The sequence below is a fragment of the Photobacterium sp. BZF1 genome, from assembly GCF_014349205.1.
Classification (GTDB): Bacteria; Pseudomonadota; Gammaproteobacteria; order Enterobacterales; family Vibrionaceae; genus Photobacterium.
This window is the reverse complement of the sequence record NZ_JACSOF010000038.1, coordinates 23,946-46,421: the sequence shown is the minus strand read 5'-3', so window position 1 is coordinate 46,421 and position 22,476 is coordinate 23,946. Positions and strand designations below refer to the sequence as shown.

Annotated in this window: 24 protein-coding genes; 14 read left to right on the top strand and 10 right to left on the bottom strand. The window is 45.0% G+C overall.

The annotated features are described in order from the left end of the window. Positions 1-438 (bottom strand): thiamine pyrophosphate-binding protein (locus BIZ37_RS10730; protein WP_255526733.1); only part of this gene is annotated, 438 nt, incomplete at its 3' end. 118 nt (positions 439-556) lie between these two features. Continuing rightward, positions 557-1,450, bottom strand: coding sequence for a myo-inosose-2 dehydratase (gene iolE, locus BIZ37_RS10725; RefSeq protein ID WP_187461502.1), 894 nt, complete (start codon positions 1,448-1,450; stop codon positions 557-559). 569 nt (positions 1,451-2,019) lie between these two features. Here iolE and BIZ37_RS10720 point away from each other — a divergent pair. The 3 genes from BIZ37_RS10720 to BIZ37_RS10710 all read left to right on the top strand — a co-directional run bounded on the left by BIZ37_RS10720 (position 2,020) and on the right by BIZ37_RS10710 (position 5,431). After that, positions 2,020-3,462, top strand: coding sequence for a sugar porter family MFS transporter (locus BIZ37_RS10720; protein ID WP_187461501.1), 1,443 nt, complete (start codon positions 2,020-2,022; stop codon positions 3,460-3,462). 72 nt (positions 3,463-3,534) lie between these two features. Beyond that, positions 3,535-4,422, top strand: a complete 888-nt coding sequence (locus BIZ37_RS10715; RefSeq protein ID WP_187461500.1) for a LysR family transcriptional regulator — start codon at positions 3,535-3,537, stop codon at positions 4,420-4,422. A 130-nt stretch (positions 4,423-4,552) separates the two neighbouring features. After that, the gene (locus BIZ37_RS10710) at positions 4,553-5,431 is read left to right on the top strand and encodes a nuclear transport factor 2 family protein (RefSeq protein WP_187461499.1); all 879 of its coding nucleotides are present in this window, start codon (positions 4,553-4,555) and stop codon (positions 5,429-5,431) included. Positions 5,432-5,502: 71 nt separating this feature from the next. On the opposite strand, the gene BIZ37_RS10705 is transcribed toward BIZ37_RS10710, so the two are convergent. Both BIZ37_RS10705 and BIZ37_RS10700 read right to left on the bottom strand, forming a co-directional pair. Next, entirely contained in the window at positions 5,503-5,790 is a 288-nt protein-coding gene (locus BIZ37_RS10705; RefSeq protein ID WP_187461498.1) for a cupin domain-containing protein, read from the bottom strand. Between the two features lie 85 nt (positions 5,791-5,875). Next, positions 5,876-6,790 (bottom strand): hypothetical protein, encoded by a 915-nt coding sequence (locus BIZ37_RS10700; protein ID WP_187461497.1) that lies wholly within the window; start codon positions 6,788-6,790, stop codon positions 5,876-5,878. Positions 6,791-6,889: 99 nt separating this feature from the next. Here BIZ37_RS10700 and BIZ37_RS10695 point away from each other — a divergent pair, with 99 nt between their 5' ends. Beyond that, positions 6,890-7,783, top strand: a complete 894-nt coding sequence (locus BIZ37_RS10695; protein ID WP_187461496.1) for a LysR family transcriptional regulator — start codon at positions 6,890-6,892, stop codon at positions 7,781-7,783. A 215-nt stretch (positions 7,784-7,998) separates the two neighbouring features. On the opposite strand, the gene BIZ37_RS10690 is transcribed toward BIZ37_RS10695, so the two are convergent. Next, positions 7,999-8,760 (bottom strand): arylamine N-acetyltransferase, encoded by a 762-nt coding sequence (locus BIZ37_RS10690; RefSeq protein WP_187461495.1) that lies wholly within the window; start codon positions 8,758-8,760, stop codon positions 7,999-8,001. Positions 8,761-8,946: 186 nt separating this feature from the next. Here BIZ37_RS10690 and BIZ37_RS10685 point away from each other — a divergent pair, with 186 nt between their 5' ends. Continuing rightward, positions 8,947-9,654, top strand: coding sequence for a GNAT family N-acetyltransferase (locus tag BIZ37_RS10685; RefSeq protein WP_187461494.1), 708 nt, complete (start codon positions 8,947-8,949; stop codon positions 9,652-9,654). Between the two features lie 112 nt (positions 9,655-9,766). Next, complete coding sequence (locus tag BIZ37_RS10680; protein ID WP_187461493.1) at positions 9,767-10,501, top strand: metallophosphoesterase; 735 nt, start codon at positions 9,767-9,769, stop codon at positions 10,499-10,501. An 89-nt stretch (positions 10,502-10,590) separates the two neighbouring features. Here the strand turns inward: BIZ37_RS10680 and BIZ37_RS10675 are convergent, their stop codons facing one another. Both BIZ37_RS10675 and BIZ37_RS10670 read right to left on the bottom strand, forming a co-directional pair. Next, positions 10,591-10,941: a hypothetical protein gene (locus BIZ37_RS10675; RefSeq protein WP_187461492.1), complete on the bottom strand. Its 351-nt coding sequence runs from the start codon at positions 10,939-10,941 to the stop codon at positions 10,591-10,593. Positions 10,942-11,221: 280 nt separating this feature from the next. Next, entirely contained in the window at positions 11,222-11,737 is a 516-nt protein-coding gene (locus tag BIZ37_RS10670) for a ClbS/DfsB family four-helix bundle protein (protein WP_187461491.1), read from the bottom strand. A gap of 455 nt (positions 11,738-12,192) precedes the next feature. On the opposite strand from BIZ37_RS10670, the gene BIZ37_RS10665 reads away from it, so the two are divergent. Together BIZ37_RS10665 and BIZ37_RS10660 are read left to right on the top strand one after the other, a co-directional pair. Then, positions 12,193-13,098, top strand: a complete 906-nt coding sequence (locus BIZ37_RS10665) for an NmrA family NAD(P)-binding protein (RefSeq protein WP_187461490.1) — start codon at positions 12,193-12,195, stop codon at positions 13,096-13,098. 11 nt (positions 13,099-13,109) lie between these two features. Then, a complete protein-coding gene (locus BIZ37_RS10660) occupies positions 13,110-13,853 on the top strand; it encodes an SDR family NAD(P)-dependent oxidoreductase (protein ID WP_187461489.1) in 744 nt (247 codons plus the stop codon). A 97-nt stretch (positions 13,854-13,950) separates the two neighbouring features. Here BIZ37_RS10660 and BIZ37_RS10655 read toward each other — a convergent pair whose 3' ends face one another. Then, entirely contained in the window at positions 13,951-14,640 is a 690-nt protein-coding gene (locus BIZ37_RS10655) for an SDR family oxidoreductase (RefSeq protein ID WP_187461488.1), read from the bottom strand. A gap of 863 nt (positions 14,641-15,503) precedes the next feature. On the opposite strand from BIZ37_RS10655, the gene mbhE reads away from it, so the two are divergent. The 6 genes from mbhE to mnhG are packed head-to-tail and all read left to right on the top strand — an operon-like array spanning position 15,504 to position 20,949. Beyond that, positions 15,504-18,044 carry a hydrogen gas-evolving membrane-bound hydrogenase subunit E gene (mbhE, locus tag BIZ37_RS10650; protein ID WP_187461503.1) on the top strand — a complete coding sequence of 847 codons (2,541 nt, stop codon included), beginning with the start codon at positions 15,504-15,506 and terminating at the stop codon, positions 18,042-18,044. Next, complete coding sequence (locus BIZ37_RS10645) at positions 18,044-18,397, top strand: Na+/H+ antiporter subunit C (protein WP_187461487.1); 354 nt, start codon at positions 18,044-18,046, stop codon at positions 18,395-18,397. The genes mbhE and BIZ37_RS10645 overlap by 1 nt, the downstream gene beginning before the upstream one ends. Next, a complete protein-coding gene (locus BIZ37_RS10640) occupies positions 18,394-19,887 on the top strand; it encodes a proton-conducting transporter membrane subunit (protein ID WP_187461486.1) in 1,494 nt (497 codons plus the stop codon). Before BIZ37_RS10645 ends, BIZ37_RS10640 begins: the two co-directional genes overlap by 4 nt. A 12-nt stretch (positions 19,888-19,899) precedes the next feature. After that, positions 19,900-20,376 (top strand): Na+/H+ antiporter subunit E, encoded by a 477-nt coding sequence (locus BIZ37_RS10635; protein ID WP_187461485.1) that lies wholly within the window; start codon positions 19,900-19,902, stop codon positions 20,374-20,376. Beyond that, positions 20,369-20,650, top strand: a complete 282-nt coding sequence (locus tag BIZ37_RS10630; protein WP_107296872.1) for a monovalent cation/H+ antiporter complex subunit F — start codon at positions 20,369-20,371, stop codon at positions 20,648-20,650. The genes BIZ37_RS10635 and BIZ37_RS10630 overlap by 8 nt, the downstream gene beginning before the upstream one ends. A gap of 2 nt (positions 20,651-20,652) precedes the next feature. Then, on the top strand, positions 20,653-20,949 hold the full coding sequence (gene mnhG, locus BIZ37_RS10625) for a monovalent cation/H(+) antiporter subunit G (protein WP_107296873.1): 297 nt from the start codon (positions 20,653-20,655) through the stop codon (positions 20,947-20,949). Between the two features lie 27 nt (positions 20,950-20,976). On the opposite strand, the gene BIZ37_RS10620 is transcribed toward mnhG, so the two are convergent. Both BIZ37_RS10620 and BIZ37_RS10615 read right to left on the bottom strand, forming a co-directional pair. Then, positions 20,977-21,402 (bottom strand): hypothetical protein, encoded by a 426-nt coding sequence (locus BIZ37_RS10620; protein ID WP_187461484.1) that lies wholly within the window; start codon positions 21,400-21,402, stop codon positions 20,977-20,979. 268 nt (positions 21,403-21,670) lie between these two features. Continuing rightward, a complete protein-coding gene (locus BIZ37_RS10615) occupies positions 21,671-22,300 on the bottom strand; it encodes a flavin reductase family protein (protein WP_187461483.1) in 630 nt (209 codons plus the stop codon). Positions 22,301-22,476: the final 176 nt, after the last annotated feature.

Sequence of the window (22,476 nt, the reverse complement as noted above, 5' to 3'; positions counted from 1 at the left end):
GAAGGCATCGTTTGATGTCACAGACGGATCTTCGAAGTTCTCCGGCTGTTGCAAAACTGGATCTGGTAGACGGCTAACATAAGCGTCACCAGCAATAAGAAGAAGAGGCAGACGGTTAGTGTGCGCGATACCGGCAGCGGTGACCATATTGGTTGCACCTGGGCCGATAGAGCTGGTTGCGATACCGATACGACGACGCTGGTTCGCTTTCGCGTATGCAATGGCCGCAGTTGCCATCGACTGTTCGTTCTGACCACGCCAGGTTGGAATTTTATCTTCAATATTCTTTAGCTGCTGGCCGAAACACGTCACATTGCCGTGACCGAAAATCGCAAAAGCGGCACCAAAAAGTTGTTCTTTCTTTCCATCAATTTCAATCATTTGTGCTGCAAGGTACTTAGCAAGTGCTTCAGCAACAGTCAGGCGTACAGTCTTCATTGTCTTCCTCGTTTTTCGATATTCGAAAAATAAATCCTTTTCTCACTACAGTTGCGTTTGATTTCTGCGGTGAGGTGTTAAGGGGGCCTAGCCTGCCCCCTTACCTTAAAGCCTTAACTTACAGGCCGTATTTCTTTGCGTAGCCAGTGATATTCTCGTATGCAGTCTTGGCGTAAGTTAGTGGGTGTGCTTTTGCAGGGTCCTGCTCAGCTTCAACCAGTAGCCAGCCTTTGTAATCGCGCTCTTTCAGTGCAGCGAAAACATCATCGTAATCAACGTCGCCAGTGCCAGGAACGGTGAATACACCATCAAGAACTGCGTTAAGGAATGATTTATCTGCATCACGAGCGGCCTTCATAACGTCTAAACGTAGGTCTTTAAAGTGCATGTGGCCGATACGGTGGCCCCAACGCTTGATCATGGTGACAGGGTTACCGCCGCCGTATGTAATGTGGCCTGTGTCCAGTGTTAGGTGAACAGCATCGCCTGTAAGCTCCATCATTAGGTTGATGTCGTCTTCAGTTTCACAGATAGTGCCCACGTGGTGGTGGAAAGACAGCTTGATGCCGTGCTCGTTAAGTAGGTACTCAGCTACTGTGGTTAACTTCTCGCAGTAAGTTTTCCACTCATCCATAGTCAGGATAACGCGCTGAGATAGTGGAGTGTTGATATCACCGTGAACGGTATTGCTCACTTCACCAAATACCATCGCGTTACAACCCGCAGCTTTAAGTAGTTTGATGTGCTCTTGCATCGCAGCGATTTCTTCTTCAGCTGTTAGTGTCATCAAGTTACCGCTGTACCAGCCAGAGGCTAGAACCAGACCGTGTTGCTCTAGAAGAGGGATAAGTACTTCTGGCTCACGTGGGTATTTAGTACCTAGTTCAGTACCAGTAAAGCCAGCTTCCGCCATTTCACTCAAACATGTTTCCAATGGGATTTCGCCGCCAAGTTCTGGCATATCATCGTTAGTCCAGGTCAGTGGGCTGATTCCATATTGAACATTGCTCATGTTTGTACTCCAATTTTTTGATTATTAAATTCCGGGTCGGTGACGATTGTGGTCAGTCCAGTGGAATATGTTCTTTTGGAATCTCTGAACCGTTTTTCAATCTGCACCATTTGCTTCACTGGAAATCACTATAACCGAAAAAATATAAACGAAAAATATTTTTCACTCGTTACAATCGTTTTCATTTTTTCTGAGCAAAATGAAAAACCCCAGTAATCATGCGGCTTGGAAGAATTTCTTGAGCAAGATCACAGTTACATTTAATTCATATAAAACAATAGCTTAATGAAAAACAATCTCACGGAAAATATTTTTCGCAATTTGACGTAAGTATCATTTTTAGACAAAACCACCTATTCGCTATAGCCGTATAAATCCTGTGCGCTTATGATTTACGCCGTCACCAAGTGGAAAATTATTATCAAAGCAATAAATTACTATTAATAATATTGGTGATATGAATAGTACCGATGCAAATACCCTACAGTAATTAGCGCATTGGAAAGCTACCCAGCTCAAACTTATTCGATGGTTGAGTAAGAGACGGGAATCTCATAAAGGAGTAGAACATGTCATCCACAACCGCGGCCGAGGCCCGAAAACATAATTTTGCTTATATAATCAGAATTTGTTGTATCGCAGCCCTAGGGGGAATTTTATTAGGTTACGATACTGCTGTTATTTCAGGCGCCATCGGTCCAATCAGGGAGCACTTCGGATTAACCCCGGCACAGACAGGCTGGGCAGTTTCAAGTGTTGTTCTAGGTAGTATTATCGGTGCCGTCAGCGCCGGTTGGTCCGCCCTAAAATACGGACGTCGCAACACCCTCTTCATTGCCGCCATACTCTTCATGATCTCTGCCATTGGCTCTGCACTGGCTACCACCTTCTCTTTCTATGTCATGCTCCGCATCGTTGGCGGTGTCGCAGTAGGTTTGGCCTGTGTGGTTTCACCTATGTATATGTCTGAAGTGGCTCCAAAAGATTTCCGTGGCCGTGCCGTGAGTATGTTCCAGCAGTCTGCTGTTGTGGGCCAAACTGGTGTGTTCTATGTTAACTACCTAATTGCAAAAGGTATGAGTGAAGCATGGCTGGTTGATATGGGCTGGCGTTGGATGCTCGGTTCAGAAGTCATTCCTGCCGCTCTTTTTGCCGGACTCTTGTTCCTTATTCCCGAATCACCACGCTGGTTGGTACTCAAAGGCAAAATTGATCAAGCCAAAGATACCCTATCGCGCATCTCTAATCCGAAACATGCTGACCAGCTGATCGGCGAGATCCAAGCATCACTGGCGGATTCTAATCAACCAGGCAAGAAACAAGTTAGCCTACGTTCACCGCTGCTGTTCGCTATCTTGGTGATCGGTACCTTCGTCGCGGCAGCCCAGCAGCTGACCGGTATCAACGTTATCATGTACTACACGCCAGAAATCCTGCGCCCAATCACTGGCAGCACCGAGAATGCTCTGTTCCAGACTACATTCGTTGGTGTCGTGTTCATTCTGGGTAACGCATTGGGTATGTATCTGATTGATAAGGTTGGCCGCCTACCTCTAATGAAATACGGTACATTCGGCTGTGCCGTAGGTATGACAGTGGTTGGTTTTGTACTTTACACCGGCACTGAAGGCTACGCTGCCCTGTTCGCTCTTTGTCTATACGTTGTTTCGTACGCAACGTCTTGGGGCTGTGCGTGCTGGACCATGATTTCTGAAATCTTCCCGAACAGTATCCGTTCACGTGCAATGGCTATCGCGGTAGGTGCCCAGTGGTTTACCGGCTTCCTGGTTACCCAATCGTTCCCAATGCTGAATGAAAATGCCTTCTTGAGAGAGAACTTCAACGGTGCATTCAGCTTCTGGTTATTCGCCGCGCTATCGCTAATCTGTATGTTTGTAGTGGTCAAATACGTTCCGGAAACCAAAGGCGTCAGCTTGGAGAAAATGGAAGAAGCTATGGCTAAGAAACTTGGTAAGAAAATCCCTGCTAAAACAGCAGAAGCCACAGCTTAACTTTAACTATTAGAAATATCGGCAGGCTTTCGGCAAGAAAGCCTGCTTTTGCATTACCATAAGGGAGAAACCATGCTCGATAAGATGGCTTTTTTTGTCTACGTCATCCGTACCGGCTCCATTTCAGCCGCTGCACGGAAATTTAATATCTCCGTCTCTGCCGGAAGCCGTTGGTTACAGGATCTCGAACAAAGCTTTGGTATCACCTTGTGCCGCCGTACCAACCGATTGCTGACGGCCACCCCTGCAGGCCAAAAACTGGTCGATGAGTTTTCGCCTTTGGTTGATAACGCCGAGCAACTGTGTCGAAGCCTGCAAGACTATCAGGAGCAAGACAAAGGCCATATCAATATTGTATGTACCCCGGTATATGCCAATAATTTCCTGATGGATAAAATCAGCAACTATCTAATATCCCACCCAAATGTCACCTTTAATCTTAACGTGACCCCTTGGGCACTAGACCATGCTGTCGAGGCCGATTTGGTAATTAGTGCCAATGCCTGCTACCAAGGCTACCAGGAGAAAGACCTGCACCTAGTTCGAAGGGAAATAATGCAAAGCCCATTTGTAGCCGTAGCCTCTGCTGAGTACCTAGAGCGAAACCCGGCACCGGAACTCCCCACTGAACTCTCTAAGCACCAATGCTTATTTGCAACCACACTCACCGGCAGCAATGATTGGATTTTTGAGCGCAACGGCGAAACCCAGATGATCAAAGTGCCAAAATCGCTAGAAGTGAATGACAGCGATTTACTGTTGCAAAGCGCAATCAAAGGAGCAGGTATCGCCTATCTACCAGCCTTTATCGTTGATAAGCCGGTATCTGATAAACAACTCACCCCTATTCTCGACGACTACGAAACCAGTATTTGGAGTTTGAATCTGTATTACCACCCACCAACAAAAGCGTCAGCTGTAGCCAGCCATTTCAAAAGCTACTTATTAGACAATGCGTAGTACATTGATTAAAGCAACGCACTGGCATGTCCATTCATAATAGCTTTTTAGATGGACAAACGTGTTTCATGCCCCATCGCTCAGGTTGCCTATACTGTTCAGTGGTTTCCAAATAAGTGACAGGGTGAGAATGATTCAATTAACTAATCAAGCAGCATTGTTTGTTGCAATGGCCTCATCATCAAGTTTTGCTATTGCTGATTGTCAGGTACTTGGTGAGATTCAACGTTCGAACATTGAAACAGCGGTCAATTCATCTAAAAGCAATTTCAACCTTAAAGATCCGGATAGTGTCTTCAATTTTATAAGCGAACATAGGTACATACAGCATGTTCCTAATGGCAGGGATGGAGGAGAAGCTTTAGTCGGTGTTATAAAATTCTTTAAAGAGAAAATGCCAACATTTAAAGTTGAGAATGTCCGTTCTCTCGCGGAAAATGACATCGTATTAACACAGAGCATCGACTATCTAGAAGGCAAACCCATTGAGGTTAGTTACGACTGGTATCGAGTGAACAATGGTAAGATAACCGAACATTGGGATGTGGTTTCTGAGTTTAAAACAGAAGTTGATCCGTCAATTTATACCTCTGGACCCGGCGTAGATTTTAAAAGCTGCTTGGATAAAGAAAAACTACGCGCGATAGCATTAGATTACTTCTACACAACCTGGGACAGGTTGGATACAAGAGCAATCAAAGCTCACGTTAGTGATGATTTTGTTCAACATAATCCTGATGCTATTCTCAAGGGGGTTTCTGATAAACAGAACCTCATCGACATTGTCACAGCAATATCGAAGGCGGGTGGCGATATACACATCGAGATCTCGAAGGTGATTGTAACAGGTGACTTTGTCGCAATACATGCGAAATGGACGGAAGGTGATTCTGTTACGACCGTCACTGACCTACTTCGTTTTGATGAGAACTACAAAATCGTAGAACATTGGGACGGCTTGAAGGCTGTGCCTGCCGAGAATTCAAACCCTAGAGACCCAGTCTTTTGATTGGCCTAGCTAGAACAACAGGGCAACGTAACAGACGTTGCCCATATTGAAATTATTATTAAGTTCGCCGCTTATACCCAAACATCATTCTCAGCTTTTAGAGTACTCTGCGCATCACCCGTATTAACAACGCCTTTAGGTTCAATAAGCATAACGTGGCACTCTCTCTCAGCAACAGGTTTGTGCTCGACACCTTTTGGTACCACATACATTTCGCCCTCACTTAGCTCAATGACTTTATCTCTAAACTCGATACGCATTGAGCCGGAAACGACTAAAAACAACTCATCCGTATCTTTATGACCATGCCAAGTGAACTCGCCTTTAAATTTAGCCAGCTTCACTTGATAGTCGTTCATTTACGAAATCAATTAAAAACAGAACTGCATAATTATTAACTCTAGGGACTACCAGTTATATCCGTTGATGTGCTCACTGTAGACGTTAAAATTTTACTTTGTGTAGACCTGCTGGGTTTGTACCGCCAAACAACAAACCACCATCGTTGGTTATATAGAAAACATCAGCTTCAGTTTTACTCATCTGAATAGCAGTATTGCCTTCAATACCGTGACTGACCAGCACTGATTGTTTACCGTCATGAGTATATTTAATTACTTCATGGTGGTGAGTCGTTATAAACCAATCTCCTTGCTCATCAATAATAAAATCATCCGCTTGAATGCCTCTATTTATGATCTCTAGCTTAACAGCCTTGCCGTTTTTGATCCCAATTTTACCCAATAGTTGCTGAGCTGAGTTAGTGAAGTAAAGCTCACCCTTGTGAAGCTGGATGCCATTAACACCAGGCAGCCCTGGGCGTTCTTGCAGCGCCTGAAGCTTTTCATCTTCTAGCCAAATCGACAGTTTGGAGGTATTCATATCAAAGTGGAAAATCTTACCATGCGCCGCGTCTGCAATTAGGTATTGTTGCTCCCCTAGATAAACCATGCCGTTTAGGAAAGCACTTTGCTCTAGCCCCTTGATACGAGTAAGTTGGCCATCTTGCGTTACTTTATATAACGCCATACTTTCTAGAAAGCTCGCGCCTTGCATAATGGAGGTTTCGTGGACGCTGAGTAAGCCGTTGCCATTTTCATCGAAACGAATTGATACCGGATGACCGTCTACCTTAGCGAACAATTTAGCAACGCCGCTTTCACTGTATTGGTAGAGCGACATGCCTGTGTAGTCGGTCGCAACTAATTCTTTATCATTCTTGTAAGTCAGGTTTTCGAAGAAGTGACCCGCGGGCATCGCGATCACAGATTCAATCGTGGTATCACCTGCAGTGTTGGGCTGAGCAGATGCGGCAAGCGATACAGAAAATAATAATGCAGTAGTAAGTTGCTTGAACATAGTGAAATCTCATTCTTCAATTGCGTTGACATTCATGTTAGATGAGATCTCTTAAACCATCTATAATCCAGTAATCACACTATCTTTAACTAAAAGTTTATGAAATCACTACCAAGTCAGCTACCGATTTTTATTGAGGTCGCTAAAGAGAAGAGCTTTTCAGCTGCGGCAAGAAACTTAGGCATTTCAACGCCTGCGGTTAGTAAAGCCATTAACAAGCTTGAAGATGAATGGAAACTCAAATTGTTTCATCGCTCGTCACACTCATTGAGCCTCACTTCAGCGGGACGAGAGTTGGTTGAGAAGCTATCTCCGGCTGTAGATTCGATTTTCTCTGCTATTTCAAACAGCCAGACAGTCAATAATGAGCTTTCAGGAACAATCAAAATTAACCTGCCTAGCACCTCATTAGGCGTAGATACCCTTTTGCCTTATCTCATGCGTTTTGCAGAAAAACACCAAAATATTGAACTCGATCTTCATTTTAGTGATGCGAGCATCGATCTCGTTGCCAATGGATTTGACCTTGGCATCGGAACATATCTAAACCAAGACTCAAGGCTGATCGCTAAGCGGATTATGACAGGCCGTATCGGTCTGTTTTCATCGTCGACTTACGCCCAAAAAAAAGGTCTACCTAGCACGCTTGATGAACTGACTTTACACGAGTGTATTCCTATACGTTCGATAGAGAGTGGGAAGGTTCGCAGCATGAGCCTATATGATGGCAAAACGGAACACAGCTTCCTACCAAGAGGTCGCATCGTTGTAGATAGTTTTACTGCAGGCAAAGCACTGTTATGTAACCACTGGGGAATTATCGGGCTGGCAGAATGGGTTGTAACTAAGGAGCTAGAGCGAGGAGAGGTAGTGCCAGTCCTAAAGGCATTTTGGCCGTCAGAGTTGTCTGTTTATCTCTATTTTACTTCGCGTGAATATATGCCCCATGCCGTAAGAGCTCTAATTGATTATTTAAGTGATGTGGGACTCTAAGAATCAATTACAGCAAAGAACACTATAAATGTCGCCATAAAATCAATCATTTGGTTCGCCACCAACGATGGCTCTTACTTACACTTTCAAAGCATTTACCTTTGTTAAGTCAAAAACGACAAATACTGAATCAGTTGTTGCTCCAACGAAGAGTGAGGCATTTCTGATTTAGCATAATCCCCAAATTGTTCAGATGTGGCCTGAATTAGGTTTGTTTAACGAGTAACAATGCCAAACAATTCAGCCAATAGGGTCGGTCTCTCATCAGGATGATACGGGGTAATGGTTTTGCCCCCACTGGATGTTCTTGCTACATGCTCGTCAGACAACGCGATCCGACAGTCACCCTGTAACTTTGAAACCACCCACTGTTTATTGAAAATTGATCGTTCATCATGCTCTATAAATGCAATCGCCGCTTTGAAGTCTCTGCGATGATAGAGCTCATCATTAAACTGGTAACGTGGTGACGCGCCTTCATTGTCATGCAACCACAACTGGTAGTAGTCCTTACTGATAAGCTTTATTTTATGAGTAATACCGAGTTCCTCAAAACCTCGGCGACCATTCATTGGAATAACCTGAGACATTGCCCGGGCATCGCCAACATCCGCGATAAACTTCTCACCATTCAGTTCAACAACAAGAGCAATATGATTTGCAACATCCCGCAGTTCACCATCAACGAACATTCTTGCCGCAACGCGATAGACGCAATAACCGCAGTGCATCAGCAGTTCGTACAAGAAGTTATTGAGCTCGAAACACACACCACCGCGTTGAGAAAGGATCAACTTCTGGTACAAATGGCAAGTTTCATCGTTAATGGAAATACCGGATAACACATCCAAGTTTTCAAACGGAATCGACGTCACCATCGCCTGGCAAAGTGCGTTTGCCCCTTCAAGGCCCTCTAACTGTGACAGGCTAAGACCTAGTCGTTGTTCAATATGAGGGATCCATGCTTTCTGTATCAATATCAGCTCCGGTCATTACTTAGAAAGTGTATCAATCGTGGTAGCATCATTTTAAAGCAACATAAAATCTGCAACCAATGGTGTAAATCAAAATTTTCTAACACGTACCACAGAAATATCTCAACAGTCGGTAGTAATCTGTTGGTTTCACGAAGAATATCGCCACACAATCTTTTGGAACATGCTATGAATTTCAACCAGCTACAACAACCTATCGGCACACCGATGCCTGACTGGCGAGGTGCCAGCACTCCGGAGCCCGTGACCCTTAATGGTCAATTTTGCCGCGTCGAACCACTTTGCCCCACCCGCCACGGGAATGACTTGTTTGAAGCTTTCTCCGCAGACCAAGAAAACCGCTTGTGGACTTACATGTTCATGGGACCCTTTGATAGTCAAGAAAGCTTCTTCGACTGGCTCACCCCGCTGGAGCAAAGCCTAGATCCTTTGTTCTTTGCCATTATTAACCCTGACACCGGCAAAGCGGTTGGTATCTGCTCGTATATGAGGATCGTTCCCCAGATGGGGGTTATCGAGGTTGGTAATTTCCTATTCTCGCCAGCACTGCAAAAAACACCTGCAGCCACCGAAGCTATTCACTTGTTAATTCAACATGCCTTTGAAGCCCTAGGTTATCGACGCTGCGAGTGGAAGTGTGACTCACTCAACCACCCCTCCCGTCGTGCAGCAGAGCGGTTAGGCTTTAGCTATGAAGGACTTTTCAGACAAGCGATTGTTTACAACGGGCGAAATAGAGACACGACTTGGTATGCCATTATCGATAGTGAATGGCCTGAAATTTCAAGCGCGCACCAGGCTTGGCTGTCCCCCAGCAACTTCAATTGCCATGGGCAACAACTGCAGAGGCTGGCTGAACTGTACCCTCAGCGCTAGCAGAGCCTAAACGATCGATTGCCTAACATATTGCATTCCATTAACCTTGCGGTTTCAATCACTCTAACACTCTGATTGATGAATCAATTATCAAGCAAACGGAAGGACAACCGTGAAGATTTACCAGATCACTGACACTCATTTGGCTGACATCGTTGGTGAGGCTGATGTTAACCTAGAAACGCTGCTGGACATTGTTGATCAGGATACCGATGACAATATCTTACTGCTTACCGGTGATCTGGCCAATGCTGCTGTCCCAGCTGCTTACCATCGAATCAGATCGTACATTGAAGCCAGAAATAACATTGCACACTGCTATGCACTTGCGGGAAACCACGATGATATTGACTGCATGAAAAAAAGTTTTAGCAGCAGTAAGGTAAAAGTTGTTCAATCCGCCACAGTGCATGGTTTTCCGATCCACTTTCTCGATACCAGCAGCAAGCCCTTGGGTCACAGCTTGGAGTTAGGTGCAGGCCGAGTGACGAGAAAAGCGCACGCAGCCTTGCAAAAGGCCATCAGGCAGCCAGCGAATATCATTATTTCTCACCACCCTATCCTTACTGTCAGTGATCAATGGTTTAAGCAGATTGGTATTGAAAACCAAGCCCAGGTTGTTCGCTGTTTCAAGCGTAAGAGGACAGTCATTAGCGGTCATGCCCACCATTACTTTGATGTTACACAGGGTAATATTCGCCAGCTTGTCGGAATGGCTTCAGCTTATGGCTTTGAGCACCAAACTGATTCTCCACAACGCAATGGCAGTATGGGGATGACCATCTACAAAGCGAATTGGGAAGGTGGGGATATTTGTGTCGAACACCTTGGCAACCACCATCTGTAACTTCTTCTCTACCTGATAGCCACTGGTTTGGAGAAATGGAGCCCAAAATAGAGCCCAGTCATGTACTCACTGGGCTTTGTCCATGGCATTTATTGGTGAAGTAGCTCTACACCATCGAGTTCTACTACAGCTCGTGACATGGGTAATACCTGGCCCTCAGAAAGAAGGGACTCAAATTTTTCATTCGGCAGCGCTACCGAATACGCACAGCGGTCTTCGATACAAACTACTGCTTTGTCACTAGTACGACGGATGTCAGTGACCTTTTGCGTCATTGCCATACCCGCGACAAGTTGCTCGCCAGAAGGTGATAGATCGAATAAGGTTGCAGTACTTGGATACAGTACATCGACCTGCTCAACGCTTTCAGTCGGTGTTGATGTGCAGGCACTTAAGGCAAAAGCAGCAAGGGCTGGCAACAAAAGATGCTTGATTTTCATTATGTTCCTTAATGAGTCGCCATTCGGGAAACGACTATGGGTAGAATTAGATAATATCCTACATCATCGATAGGTTGAGGCCACTGACCTTTGGCCAAATAGTCACTAAATGTCGTAAAATGACCCGTTAGCATAAACCGTAAGCCTTGGGTTGGTTATACCCCATTCTTTGTCAGCGACGCTCAACTTCTTAATGCACGTTGTTACGAGAAGCCTTGCTTTCCTAATTAGAACTGTTATCGACAAACACCTGGTAACTTCAGAACATGTTCAGTGATACTTATAAGATATTATTTTGTTTCTTGAACCGTCGAACTTTAGTCCGCATGTTTTTCATTGGTGCGGATGTATTTAACTGAATCATGCGACCAAGTGTATAGTTATTGTACCATGGTTCACCATACAGAACGTCATTATCTAAGCGAGAGATGAGCTGCAAAATTTTGGTGACAGTATTTTCTAGTTCATTCAATAGATCTCGAAATGGGACGTTGTCATATTTACGATGAAAATGTTGCGCAAGCAAACCAAGTTCGCTCCATTTGTATCCTGTTTCAGGGAAATCGACCTCCTCATTATTTTCTGAGACTTTTTGCCACTTGAGAACTAAAGCTCCCCAACCAACTAAATACGCTACTGTGTCAGATATAGTAATTTCAGTTCCTTTGATGTTACCTTCAACGCCAGCTTTTTTGGTCCACTCTTCGGGTATTGAGTCGTAATCTATCATCAGTTTATTGAAGCTCTCGATAATGGCTTCTTGAAGTTCCTCTTTGGAGGTTGAAATCGTCGACATATTGGCTTCCTGCTCTTCTCTAGACCATCATGATGTAGTACTTACCTAATTTAACACTAATGATTCTGACGAGCTCGATTTTAAAGAAGGGCTCTCATCTAATACTTGAATTTTGTCGTTTGCAGCTTAGTAGCGGTCAAGATCAATTTTGAGTCACGTAACTTATGCCCCACCAAACTGCTGTCCTTCGTCTCTCAGATCCGGATAGCTTAGTCAAATTCTTCTTTTATGATACCAATGCCCCGGACATCATCATCGACCTCAAATTTACTGTTAGGTTTTTTGACTGCATAGATTGGTTGGTATGCAGGACATAGCCGTTACTTGATTCTCTAACTGTGACTTTGGTCATTATGCACTAAAAAGTGCTTAAAGAAGTTTAATTGGTGATATTTATCACGATAGTCCTCAGGAGTACATTTGTCAGCAACAAAACAACACTGAGGAAACATGTTATGACAACTCTATTGTTCGCCGGTGCGACTGGCAATATTGCAAAACGTGCAATTAAAAATCTGCAAAACGCAAATGTCACAATTAAAGCTGGGATCCGAGAAGCGGAACTGGAAGTGGGACGTGCACATTTTGCATCACAGCAAAACGTTGATGTGGTTGAGTTGGACTTACTTAAGCCAGAGACCTTCAAACCCGCATTTGAAGGGGTTGATATTGTTTATTTTGCAACCTTGCTAGCTGTGCCTGGGGAGTTTGAAAAAGCTTATATAGAAGCTGCTCAAGCTGCAGGGACAGTGAAGCATATTATCCACTCAACGGGCTCCACAGCCGATGTCCCTGAGGTATTTAAGTTGTGTAGTGAATTCATTTTTGAACGCGAAGCGCTCACTAGAGAAAGCGGCATTAACTACACTTTCCTGCGTCCGCTGATGTTTATGGAGAACTTCGCCACTATGTTGGCGCCTAGTATTCGTAATGAAGATGGTTGGTCGGAGCCACTCATTGGCAGCGCAGAAGTTGCTTATGTTGATGTTCAAGATATTGCTAACGTCGTGTCATCTATTGCACTGTCGCCAACTGCCCATGAAGGCAAGACATACACTTTAAGTGGACCGGATGCGATCAGTAGCGATGTTATTGCAGAGCTGCTTTCAGAAGCATTAGATCGCAAAATCACTTATACAGAGATGTCAGCAGAAGATTGGAGCTCCGCTAATTGGGGTGGTGTTGAGGTCGCAGACAGTAACAACTGGTTGTTTAACATATTACGAGAAAACTATCAGGGGTTTGCACTGGGTGCAGAAGGTAAGAACCTACTCAATGACAATATCAAGAATATTACAGGTAAAGAGCCTACTTCATTCCGCGCGTTTATTGCACGCTCAGTGAACGTTTGGAAGAAATAGAGGAGATAATCATGAGTGAGTTCAAAAATAAAGTTGTGGTGATCAGTGGCGCAGCATCTGGTATCGGTGCGGAGACCAGTAAGCTATACGCAGAGCTGGGCGCCCATGTGATCGGGGTTGACCTTGCCCCTGCACAAGAGACTGTTACAGAAATTGAGCTGCAAGGTGGTAGTGCACAATATTTTGTCGGTGATGTTAGCGTTGAAGATACTTGGCAAAAAGTCGCAGTGCTTGCCCAAGAAAAAGGTGGAGCAGATATTTTAGTCAACATTGCGGGTTATAGCGTGCTTGAAGATAACGCAGAAACTCTCACCTCAGAGCTGTGGCAAAAGATCATGGGGATCAACCTAAAAGGACACTGGATGGCAGCAAAGCATTTGCTATCAGGAATGAAGCAAAAAGGTGGCGGGGCAATTATCAATATGTCATCTGCGACTTCTTTGGTCGGTGTACCTAATCATGCAGCTTACAGTATGTCAAAAGGCGGTGTTGATGCGTTGACAAGGCAGCTTGCAGTGGAGTACGCACAAGACAATATCCGGGTGAATGCTGTTTGTCCTGGTCCAGTTCGCACTCCGATGATCAGCACGAACTCCGACGAGATGATGGAGCAAATTGTAAATGCTGTGCCGTTAAAACGAATTGCAGAGCCACGCGAAATTGCCGAGATAATTGCTTTTTTGAGCTCTAGCGCAGCTAGCTCAATTACAGGGACGGTTTTGCCTATTGATGGCGGCTTGAGCATGGCAATGTAAATGGAAATCGGACTTCAAGTATTACATCGGAAGCCTGCACAGGCTTCCGTTTGTGGGGGAGTACAATGAAAAATAGCTTTACAGCTGTCTGGTTTAGCTACCACTCAATCACGGATCCATCAAATACGCGAAAGCTGCCTGAAGTTTCTAACGTCATAGATTCAGCAACATTAATTATTCCAGCAACACTTTCTTGTGGTGTGAATGTTGCGTCTTTACCACCCATGTCGGTTTGTACCCAACCAGGGTGAACGGCCACTGTTTTAACGCCTTGCTCAACGAGGTTTTTCGCCGCCGATACTAAGATCTGATTGAGCGCCGCTTTAGATGTGCGGTAGCTGTACATGTTACCTGAACCATTATCACCAATACTTGCTACGCGAGTCGAAATACCAACGATGGTTTTATGCGCGCTAGCTGCAACATTTTCTCTTAACGCCTGAATAAGTAGAGCTGGTGCTACGGTGTTAACATTCAGAACTTCTAACCATTTTGATTGGGTCATTTCGCCCAGTTTTGCACAGTCGTCACCCAGTACACCTGCATTTAGGATCAGGTGATCAATCGCTCTACCTTCAAGTGTTTTACCGAGTTCGTTAATGTCTTTCTCACAAGTCACATCAAGCTTTACTAGCTCAACATGACCTACATTCGACAGCGCAATTAACTCACTCGCTTGTTGCGGAGCACGACATGCTGCCAGCACTTTCCAACCTTTATCAAGGTACTGACGAACGAACTCTAAACCAAGACCACGATTGGCACCGGTAATAAGTACAGTAGACATTTTTCTTCCTCATCTATTTGGATGAGGCAAGTGTAAAACGCCTTACTCTTAATGGTACTTAATGAAGAAGAATATCTAGCAAGATTCGACATTATCGAATCTTGAGTTAGTTGGTGAGAAATATGGAAGCCAAATGCTCAAGGTGAGGTTGGCTTCTACTTACTATCTATCAAGTGAAAAGCCTTGTTGTTCCTCTTTAACTAGTTCTTGTTCAGGCGGATTATCGATTTGTTCTTTGGTAAGCGGTTCGTTTCGTTCTATGGCATCAGCAAAGCCATATTTGCTCAGGCTCGCCTAAATGCGTCTTTGTTCTTACTTTTGTAATGGATTGTAAATAGCTGTAAAACACATTTAAGGCCGCCATCAAGCTTCACTTTCCACGTCTACATTGTAATCAGAAGGAACCACTAACAGCAGATTCTTTTATGGATGTGGAGGTAGTTATGAAAAAGTACTGTCCTAACTGCAGAACCGAATTAATTGACCACTGCAACAGATTCGTGTGCCCTAGAAACGAAATCGGCGAATGCTCTTACGATGGCTATGAGGTCTATCGTATACAACAAGAAACTCACAATTTGATCGAAAGACACCACCACGCTATTCACGAGAATGAATTGACGACTGTCCATTAATAACAGTATCTTAGATGTAAGAAAAAGGTTCATGGATTAACCTTGATAACAATATTCAAACAATAGGGATAATTATCGACAGTGGCTGGTAACCAAGATAGATCAAAACCTTTACTGGATAGCGGCAAACACCATTTCAACCTGCTCGGGTTCGTGGTGTTTCCTGCTATTATCTTTGCTGCAACTATCTTTTACTACCAACCCTCCCCGACTGGCCTGAGATGGTCAATGTCATGGGTCCCAAGCCTGGACATCAACTTCAGCATACAGCTCGACGCGCTTTCTTTTGTTTTCGTTGGCTTAATCAGTAGTATCGGCTTTTTTATCCAGCTATACGCGCTAGCCTACATGAAAGAAAAAGCCGAGCGCTTTTCTTTCCATCTCTACCTCACCTTGTTCATGCTATCGATGCTCGGGCTGGTATTGAGTGACAACATCATCTTGCTGTTTGTATTCTGGGAGCTCACAACGATAACCTCGTACCTGCTTATCGGATTCAACCATGAAAATGAGAAATCGCGTAAGAACGCGCTGCAATCATTGGTTGTCACTGGTGCCGGCGGTTTGGCATTGTTGGCCGGTTTGATATTACTGGGACAGATTGCCGGAAGTTACGAGATAAGCACCATTATCGATAAAGCGGTAAACGCTAAAGAAAGTGTTATCCAACACCCTTACTTTACCCCTTCTTTATTGCTGGTCTTGCTTGGTGCTTTTACCAAATCTGCCCAATTCCCTTTTCACTTCTGGTTACCGGGCGCGATGGCAGCACCGACGCCGGTCAGTGCCTTCCTACACTCGGCAACTATGGTCAAGGCTGGTATCTACCTGCTGGCGAGGCTTTCCCCTGTATATGCCAGCAGCGATGTCTGGTTTTATACCCTCATAGCAATTGGTGGCTTCACTGCGCTGTGGTCAGCCGTTATTGCTCTGATGCAAAAAGATCTCAAGCTAATGCTGGCATTCAGTACCAACACCATACTCGGTATCCTTACCTTGTTGCTCGGAATAGGTACCGAAACCGCCCTTGCAGCAGCTATCTTGTTTATTCTTGCCCACGCCTTTTACAAGGCGGCACTATTCATGGTGGTCGGCAATATCGACAAGGCTACGGGTACACGTGATATCAGGGTACTTTACGGCTTGAAGGCAGTGCTGATTTTCAGTTTTGCCTCCGGCCTGATTGCAGCGCTTTCCAAGGCTGGTATTCCCCCCTTGCTGGGATTCCTCAGTAAGGAATATGCCTATAAGGCAGGCTTGGAAGTCCACGGTATCGTGATGTTTGCCTTGGTTATGATTAATGCAGTCATGGTTGCCCTTGCCATTGCCGTCATTTCTCAACCATTTTTGCGAGAGAAAATCGAAGATAACCCTACAGTAAAATCTATCGAGGCTGAAATAGGCTTCTGGATCCCGCCGATGGTGTTGGCTTGCTGCAGTGTTATTGTTCCGACCCTCGGCTTAGGTTGGCTCAATGAATATGTACTCTCAACGGCAATATTCGAAATCAATCAAGTCAAGCAATCTAGCCCTGTTAAATTGTGGCAAGGGATAAACCTTCCCTTAATCATGAGTGCGGTTACTTTGGCGCTGGGTATCCTCATTTATAAAAACATGCCATTAGTCACTCAGGCATTGAACAAGATACTTGGCACGCTTCCTGTAGCCAGCGAAGTTTTTGAAAAATGCATGGCATTGATGCTCTCTGTCGCGACTTGGCAAACAGCGCGGTTACAACAACGCAAACTCAGTATTTATGCTTTGCTTTTCTTCTCGGTACTCGCCGCGATTTTGATGCTGAGCCCAATTTGGCCGACAGGCGACTTCCTTGAGCGTATCCTTGCTCTTAAACTGTACGAAATGGCTATCGCAATGCTATTGATAGCCGCTGCCCTACTCTGCGTGTTCTCTACCTCGCGACTACTATCGATTGCAGGCCTTGGCGCAATTGGCTTTTTAATGACCTTGGTCTTTATGATTTACAGTGCACCTGACGTTGCCAAAACCCTGCTGCTGGTTGAAACCTTGATGGTGGTATTTGTTGCGCTGTTAATTCGACATCTACCACATTTCAGTACGGTAGCTAAGCATTCTGTAGGCCGTAGGGCATTTCATGCGGCTATCGCTGCAGTTATTGGCGTCTCTGTTACAGCGCTGCTTATCACTATTACCAAATCACCCCTTGATTCTCCGCTGGCTGACTTTTTCGCTCAAAACAGTGTTCCTGGAGGGCATGGCCGGAATATCGTCAATGTTATTTTGGTCGATTTTAGGGCTTTCGATACCATGGGTGAGGCTATTGTCGTCGTTATCGCAGCAATCGCAGCCATTAGCCTATTTAAAGATCACTCCCAACAGCAAAACCGGATTCCATCACTTATTTTCGGTACAACTGCCCATATTGTTTCCGTATTAATGATGGTCTTTTCCGTATACCTCCTACTTCGTGGTCATAACTCGCCGGGAGGCGGTTTCATAGGTGCATTGATTGCCGTTATCGGTTTGACCCTGCTGATTTTTGCCGAATCGCCGAAATATGTCAGGGAGCGACTTGGCTATAGGCCATTGAATATTGCCTTGTTTGGGGTGTTCCTGAGCTTGCTGGCCGGTGCAATCGGCTTTGTAATGGGGCAACCATTCTTAACCGGGATCTGGTGGAAGGAGATTTTACCATTAGGCACACCACTGATTTTCGATGTTGGTATCTACCTTGCCGTCATCGGCGGCGTGCTCGAGGTCTTGCTAAGAGTCAATGAGGAACTCGACTAATGGAAATACTTTGGAGCTTGGTCGTTGGGGTGTTTGTGACAGCTGGGGTCTACCTGATGCTGGAGCGCCATATTATCCGCATCCTGCTTGGCCTTATCTTAATCAGCAACGCTGTCAATTTGGCTATTTTCACCGCTGGCCGCCTCACGCCCGGGAACCCGCCGCTGATCGATCTAGGCTCGGTGTTGCCACCGGACGGGGCTGCTGACCCCTTACCTCAAGCACTGATTCTGACCGCCATCGTTATCGGTTTCGGATTATTGGTTTTCGCATTGATGTTGCTTTATCGGGCATACAGTGAAACAGGCTCTGCTGATGTCGATGCTATGCAACATTCAGAGGAGGATCAATGACCTCAGTTTGGCTCACACTGCCTGTCGTATTATCTCTACTGACTGCAACTGGCGCCTTTTTCGTCCGTAACAACCACAAGACCATCAACTGGATCAGTGGCTCAAGCGTTATCTTGTCTGTATTTTGTAGTGTGCAGCTGTTGGCTGATATCACCACAAACGGCCCTTATGCCGTAGCCTTCGGTAACTGGATGGCGCCATTTGGTATTGTGTTCGTGGCGGATTTCCTCGCCGTCGCAATGACAGTTATCACCGCAATCATTGGTGCGGTTACTGTGTTTTATGCCATGGCCGATCTTAAGCACAAGCCCTCCTACGGCCTCTACCATGTGCTATTCCATGTCCTACTGGCAGGGGTATACGGTGCATTTCTGACCGGCGATATCTTCAACCTCTATGTATGGTTCGAAGTGATGCTTATCGCCTCGTTCGGTTTGATGATTGTCGATGCCGAGCGCAAGCAGATTGACGGTGCAGTCAAATACGTCTTGCTCAACTTGATTTCGACTCTGGTCTTTTTGTTGGCAATCGGCTTGACCTATGGGGCAACGGGAACCTTGAACCTTGCCGATCTCCACCTCAAGTTCCCGGGTGTCGAGACACAAACTGCGGCATTGCTATCTGCCCTATTCCTATTTACCTTTGCCATCAAATCAGCCCTATTCCCGCTGTTTGCCTGGCTTCCGGCGTCATACCATACACTGCCAAGTGCCGTTGTCGCCTTATTTGCAGCCTTGCTGACCAAGGTTGGGGTTTATGCCCTGATCCGGATTTTCACCTTGGTATTCCCGCTTACCGAAACCGGTTGGCAACCCCTATTGATTTGGGTCAGCGGCTTAACCATGCTCACCGGTGTATTGGGCGCAGCCAGCCAATTTGATATCAAGAAGATCCTTTCTTTCCATATCATCAGCCAGATTGGCTACATGATTATGGGCTTGGCTCTTTACACCCCAATCGCTATTGCCGGTGCGATTTTCTATATCATTCACCACATCATCGTAAAGGCGAACCTATTTTTGATTGGTGGCTTTATCGAAAGAAAATACGGAACAAGCCAGTTACGCCACTTAGGCGGCGTCTATAAAGCGATGCCGTGGTTAGCCTTCCTGTTCCTGATCCCTGCTTTTTCACTAGCCGGTTTCCCGCCCCTTTCAGGGTTCTGGGGCAAGTTTCTCGTTATCAAGGCCAGCATTATCAATGACTACAACCTCTTGGCGGCAACGGCTCTGGTGGTTGGCCTACTGACTATTTTCTCGATGACGAAAATATGGAGCGAAGCCTTCTGGAAAGCACCGGTAGCAAAACAAACCGCCGTCGAACTCCCACTATCGACCACGTTGCTATATTGCTTGCCCATTGCGACCTTAACGGTAATGACGATAACTATCGGGCTTGTCGCTCAGCCCTTCTTTGAGTTTGCCAACGAGGCAGCAGAGCAAGTACTCAACCCAGTACAGTACATTCACGCTGTATTAGGCGAGCCATAAAGGAGTATAAGAATGAGCTATTTTATTCTAAACCTATTTCTTGCAATGGCTTGGACACTGATTAATGGCCAATACAGCAGTTTGGACTTTATTGTCGGCTTTGTGGTCGGGTATTTTATCCTCAGCCTGTGCCAACCTTTCGGATTGAAAACCGGTTACTTCAAGAAATTTACGGCATTCGTAAAACTCGTTATCTATTTCTGCTATGAAATGATCGTTTCTGTCGCAAGGGTTGTCTGGGATGTGATAACCCCTACCCATTTAAGCCAACCGGACATCGTCTACGTCCCGCTTGATGCAGAAACAGACCTTGAGATAACTTTGTTGGCCAACATGGTGTCATTGACGCCGGGTAGTTTGAGCCTTGATGTCACACCAGACAAGAAATTCCTCATCTTGCATGTCATGTTTGCGCCTGACCATGACAGCGTGAAAAAGGACATCAAACAAGGTCTCGAAGCCCGGATATTGGAGGTAACACGTGGCTGATTTCCTTCAGATAAGCATTCAACTCTCCTACATTGGTTTGATCATTAGCTTGGCGCTCGCCTTTATTCGCCTGATACTCGGGCCAACCTTGGCTGACCGGGTGGTTGCCTTGGATCTGATTTCTTTCGTCACTATCGGTTTTATCGCTGTATATACCCTGGACAGCGGACAAAAGTCATTGCTCGACGTCGCCATCACCCTCGCACTAGTCGCTTTCCTCGGCACTATTGCGTTTGCCAGGCTGATCACCAAACAGAAACTTGATAAGGGTTAACTATGGACATTCTAATCAGTATATTGCTACTTTTCGGTACCTTTTTTACCCTTGTCGCTAGCCTCGGGATTGTCCGTATGCCCGATCTCTACACCCGTATGCATGCGGCAACGAAAGCGGGTACCGTGGGGATTTGTTTTCTTTTGTTAGCCGTTTCATTCTCAATGCCAGAAGTCACGGTGATCTCTAGAGTTATAGGTACGATATTATTCTTATTTATCACCGCCCCTGTTGCAGCCCACCTGCTCGGTAAGGCTATGCAGCAAGCCAACTATCAAATTTGGCGCAATAAGAAGTAATACCTTTGCCTCAGGTCCATATTGACATTATTTCCAAACTGAGACTTTTAGTTGCTTTTTTAATTCTCGATATTTTGCTTCATTGATAATCAAATTAAGATCTGATTTTGATACCGGTACTTTCCCCGACTGGAAGTAAAGTGTACGTAAATCATTGATGGCGCTGTCAACCTGAGCTAGAGGAACAGAATCATTTATTATCTCAACTGCATTCCTGACTGAAACATCAAAATAAGCAGCATCTTGCCACTCATCATCAACTTTAATTATCTCATTGATTGTCGTAGCGGTATCTTCAACAGGAGGCAAAAAGACAGCAAGAATAACTGCCCCTAAGGGTGAAATAATCAAAGATATAACGAAGAAGTCAGTCCCTGAATGAGCTCGAAGAGTCGCGAAAACAGCAACAACTACAGATAAAAACAACCACACAAAAGCAAATATTAACCACATAATAGCTCCTTAAGGAATTGTTTTTCACTAATGCCAAGTACGCAGTCGCCAAGTTTTTTGCTCTACCTTTGATAACTAACTTGCACTGAATAGCAGCATTTGTTTAATTTTTATACAAGGCTTCTATTTGAACCGTGATCTTTCTCGGAATATGTGCATATTAATAATTTTAATTACAAGACAATGATCTATGCCTCACTAACCACCAATGTCGAAATCTAATTAGTTCACCATTTAGTGACAGCCTGCCACTAAATGGTAATTACTTTCATATTAATTTTGCCTCTCTCCCGGGTTTGGCATAACTCAACCGGCCAAGGCGTTGAGTTACGTGGTAACTATCAAGACCTGAAATTGCCACGCTCCCCAATGATTCGATATCTAGGTAACCCGTTTCAGTCGCAGCACTTTCCTCGAACTCTAGATGAGTGATCTCCCCGACCACCATTTCAACACCGTTTATTTCTAGTGTCTGGCAAGATCGCAAAGCCAAAGCGTACTTCAAACGACTCTCTGCAACAAAAGGTGCATTTATTCCATCCCGCCATTGGGGAGTCAGACCAACTTCAGTGAATTCAGAAACGTTTTCCGGATATCGGGCTGACGTTTGGTGTGCTTTCTGCCATATCTCGTGGTTGACGTGGTTTATTGTGTATTCACCAGCCGCCAAGATATTTTCAAGCGTATCTCGCCTTACTGAGTGTGGACGCATGATCATTCCTATCAATGCTGGGTTAGCGCCAAGGTGAAAGACAGAACTCACTATCGCTAAATTAGTATTGCCAGCGCCATCTTGGGTGCCGACCAAATTGGCACTTTTGAAGCCCGACAAGCTGTTGATCAAATTAGCCCGATACCTGTCATCCATATCCTTAAAATCGGCTTTGCAAAAAAACATGATAATCACCTTTGTTGAACACGAAACTTGTAATAGACGTTTTGTTTCATACTCTTGGGCATTGCGTATTGATCACTTCTGAGGCTCAAGTAAATCGGCTGCTCTCCCCCATTAACACAACGAATTACTACTACAATAGAGTTACCTTCAAAATTACACGAGATTTTTTAATTATT

Excerpts from the sequence above, each read along its gene's own strand:
- BIZ37_RS10645 (WP_187461487.1), top strand. The coding sequence starts at position 18,044 with ATGGAAATACTTTGGAGCTTGGTCGTTGGGGTGTTTGTGACAGCTGGG.
- BIZ37_RS10635 (WP_187461485.1), top strand. The coding sequence starts at position 19,900 with ATGAGCTATTTTATTCTAAACCTATTTCTTGCAATGGCTTGGACACTG.
- BIZ37_RS10665 (WP_187461490.1), top strand. The coding sequence starts at position 12,193 with ATGACAACTCTATTGTTCGCCGGTGCGACTGGCAATATTGCAAAACGT.
- BIZ37_RS10685 (WP_187461494.1), top strand. The coding sequence starts at position 8,947 with ATGAATTTCAACCAGCTACAACAACCTATCGGCACACCGATGCCTGAC.
- BIZ37_RS10675 (WP_187461492.1), bottom strand. The coding sequence starts at position 10,941 with ATGAAAATCAAGCATCTTTTGTTGCCAGCCCTTGCTGCTTTTGCCTTA.
- BIZ37_RS10670 (WP_187461491.1), bottom strand. The coding sequence starts at position 11,737 with ATGTCGACGATTTCAACCTCCAAAGAGGAACTTCAAGAAGCCATTATC.
- BIZ37_RS10705 (WP_187461498.1), bottom strand. The coding sequence starts at position 5,790 with ATGAACGACTATCAAGTGAAGCTGGCTAAATTTAAAGGCGAGTTCACT.
- iolE (WP_187461502.1), bottom strand. The coding sequence starts at position 1,450 with ATGAGCAATGTTCAATATGGAATCAGCCCACTGACCTGGACTAACGAT.
- BIZ37_RS10615 (WP_187461483.1), bottom strand. The coding sequence starts at position 22,300 with ATGTTTTTTTGCAAAGCCGATTTTAAGGATATGGATGACAGGTATCGG.
- mbhE (WP_187461503.1), top strand. The coding sequence starts at position 15,504 with ATGTCATGGGTCCCAAGCCTGGACATCAACTTCAGCATACAGCTCGAC.
- BIZ37_RS10620 (WP_187461484.1), bottom strand. The coding sequence starts at position 21,402 with ATGTGGTTAATATTTGCTTTTGTGTGGTTGTTTTTATCTGTAGTTGTT.
- BIZ37_RS10695 (WP_187461496.1), top strand. The coding sequence starts at position 6,890 with ATGAAATCACTACCAAGTCAGCTACCGATTTTTATTGAGGTCGCTAAA.
- BIZ37_RS10715 (WP_187461500.1), top strand. The coding sequence starts at position 3,535 with ATGCTCGATAAGATGGCTTTTTTTGTCTACGTCATCCGTACCGGCTCC.
- BIZ37_RS10660 (WP_187461489.1), top strand. The coding sequence starts at position 13,110 with ATGAGTGAGTTCAAAAATAAAGTTGTGGTGATCAGTGGCGCAGCATCT.
- BIZ37_RS10655 (WP_187461488.1), bottom strand. The coding sequence starts at position 14,640 with ATGTCTACTGTACTTATTACCGGTGCCAATCGTGGTCTTGGTTTAGAG.
- BIZ37_RS10720 (WP_187461501.1), top strand. The coding sequence starts at position 2,020 with ATGTCATCCACAACCGCGGCCGAGGCCCGAAAACATAATTTTGCTTAT.
- mnhG (WP_107296873.1), top strand. The coding sequence starts at position 20,653 with ATGGACATTCTAATCAGTATATTGCTACTTTTCGGTACCTTTTTTACC.
- BIZ37_RS10640 (WP_187461486.1), top strand. The coding sequence starts at position 18,394 with ATGACCTCAGTTTGGCTCACACTGCCTGTCGTATTATCTCTACTGACT.
- BIZ37_RS10700 (WP_187461497.1), bottom strand. The coding sequence starts at position 6,790 with ATGTTCAAGCAACTTACTACTGCATTATTATTTTCTGTATCGCTTGCC.
- BIZ37_RS10710 (WP_187461499.1), top strand. The coding sequence starts at position 4,553 with ATGATTCAATTAACTAATCAAGCAGCATTGTTTGTTGCAATGGCCTCA.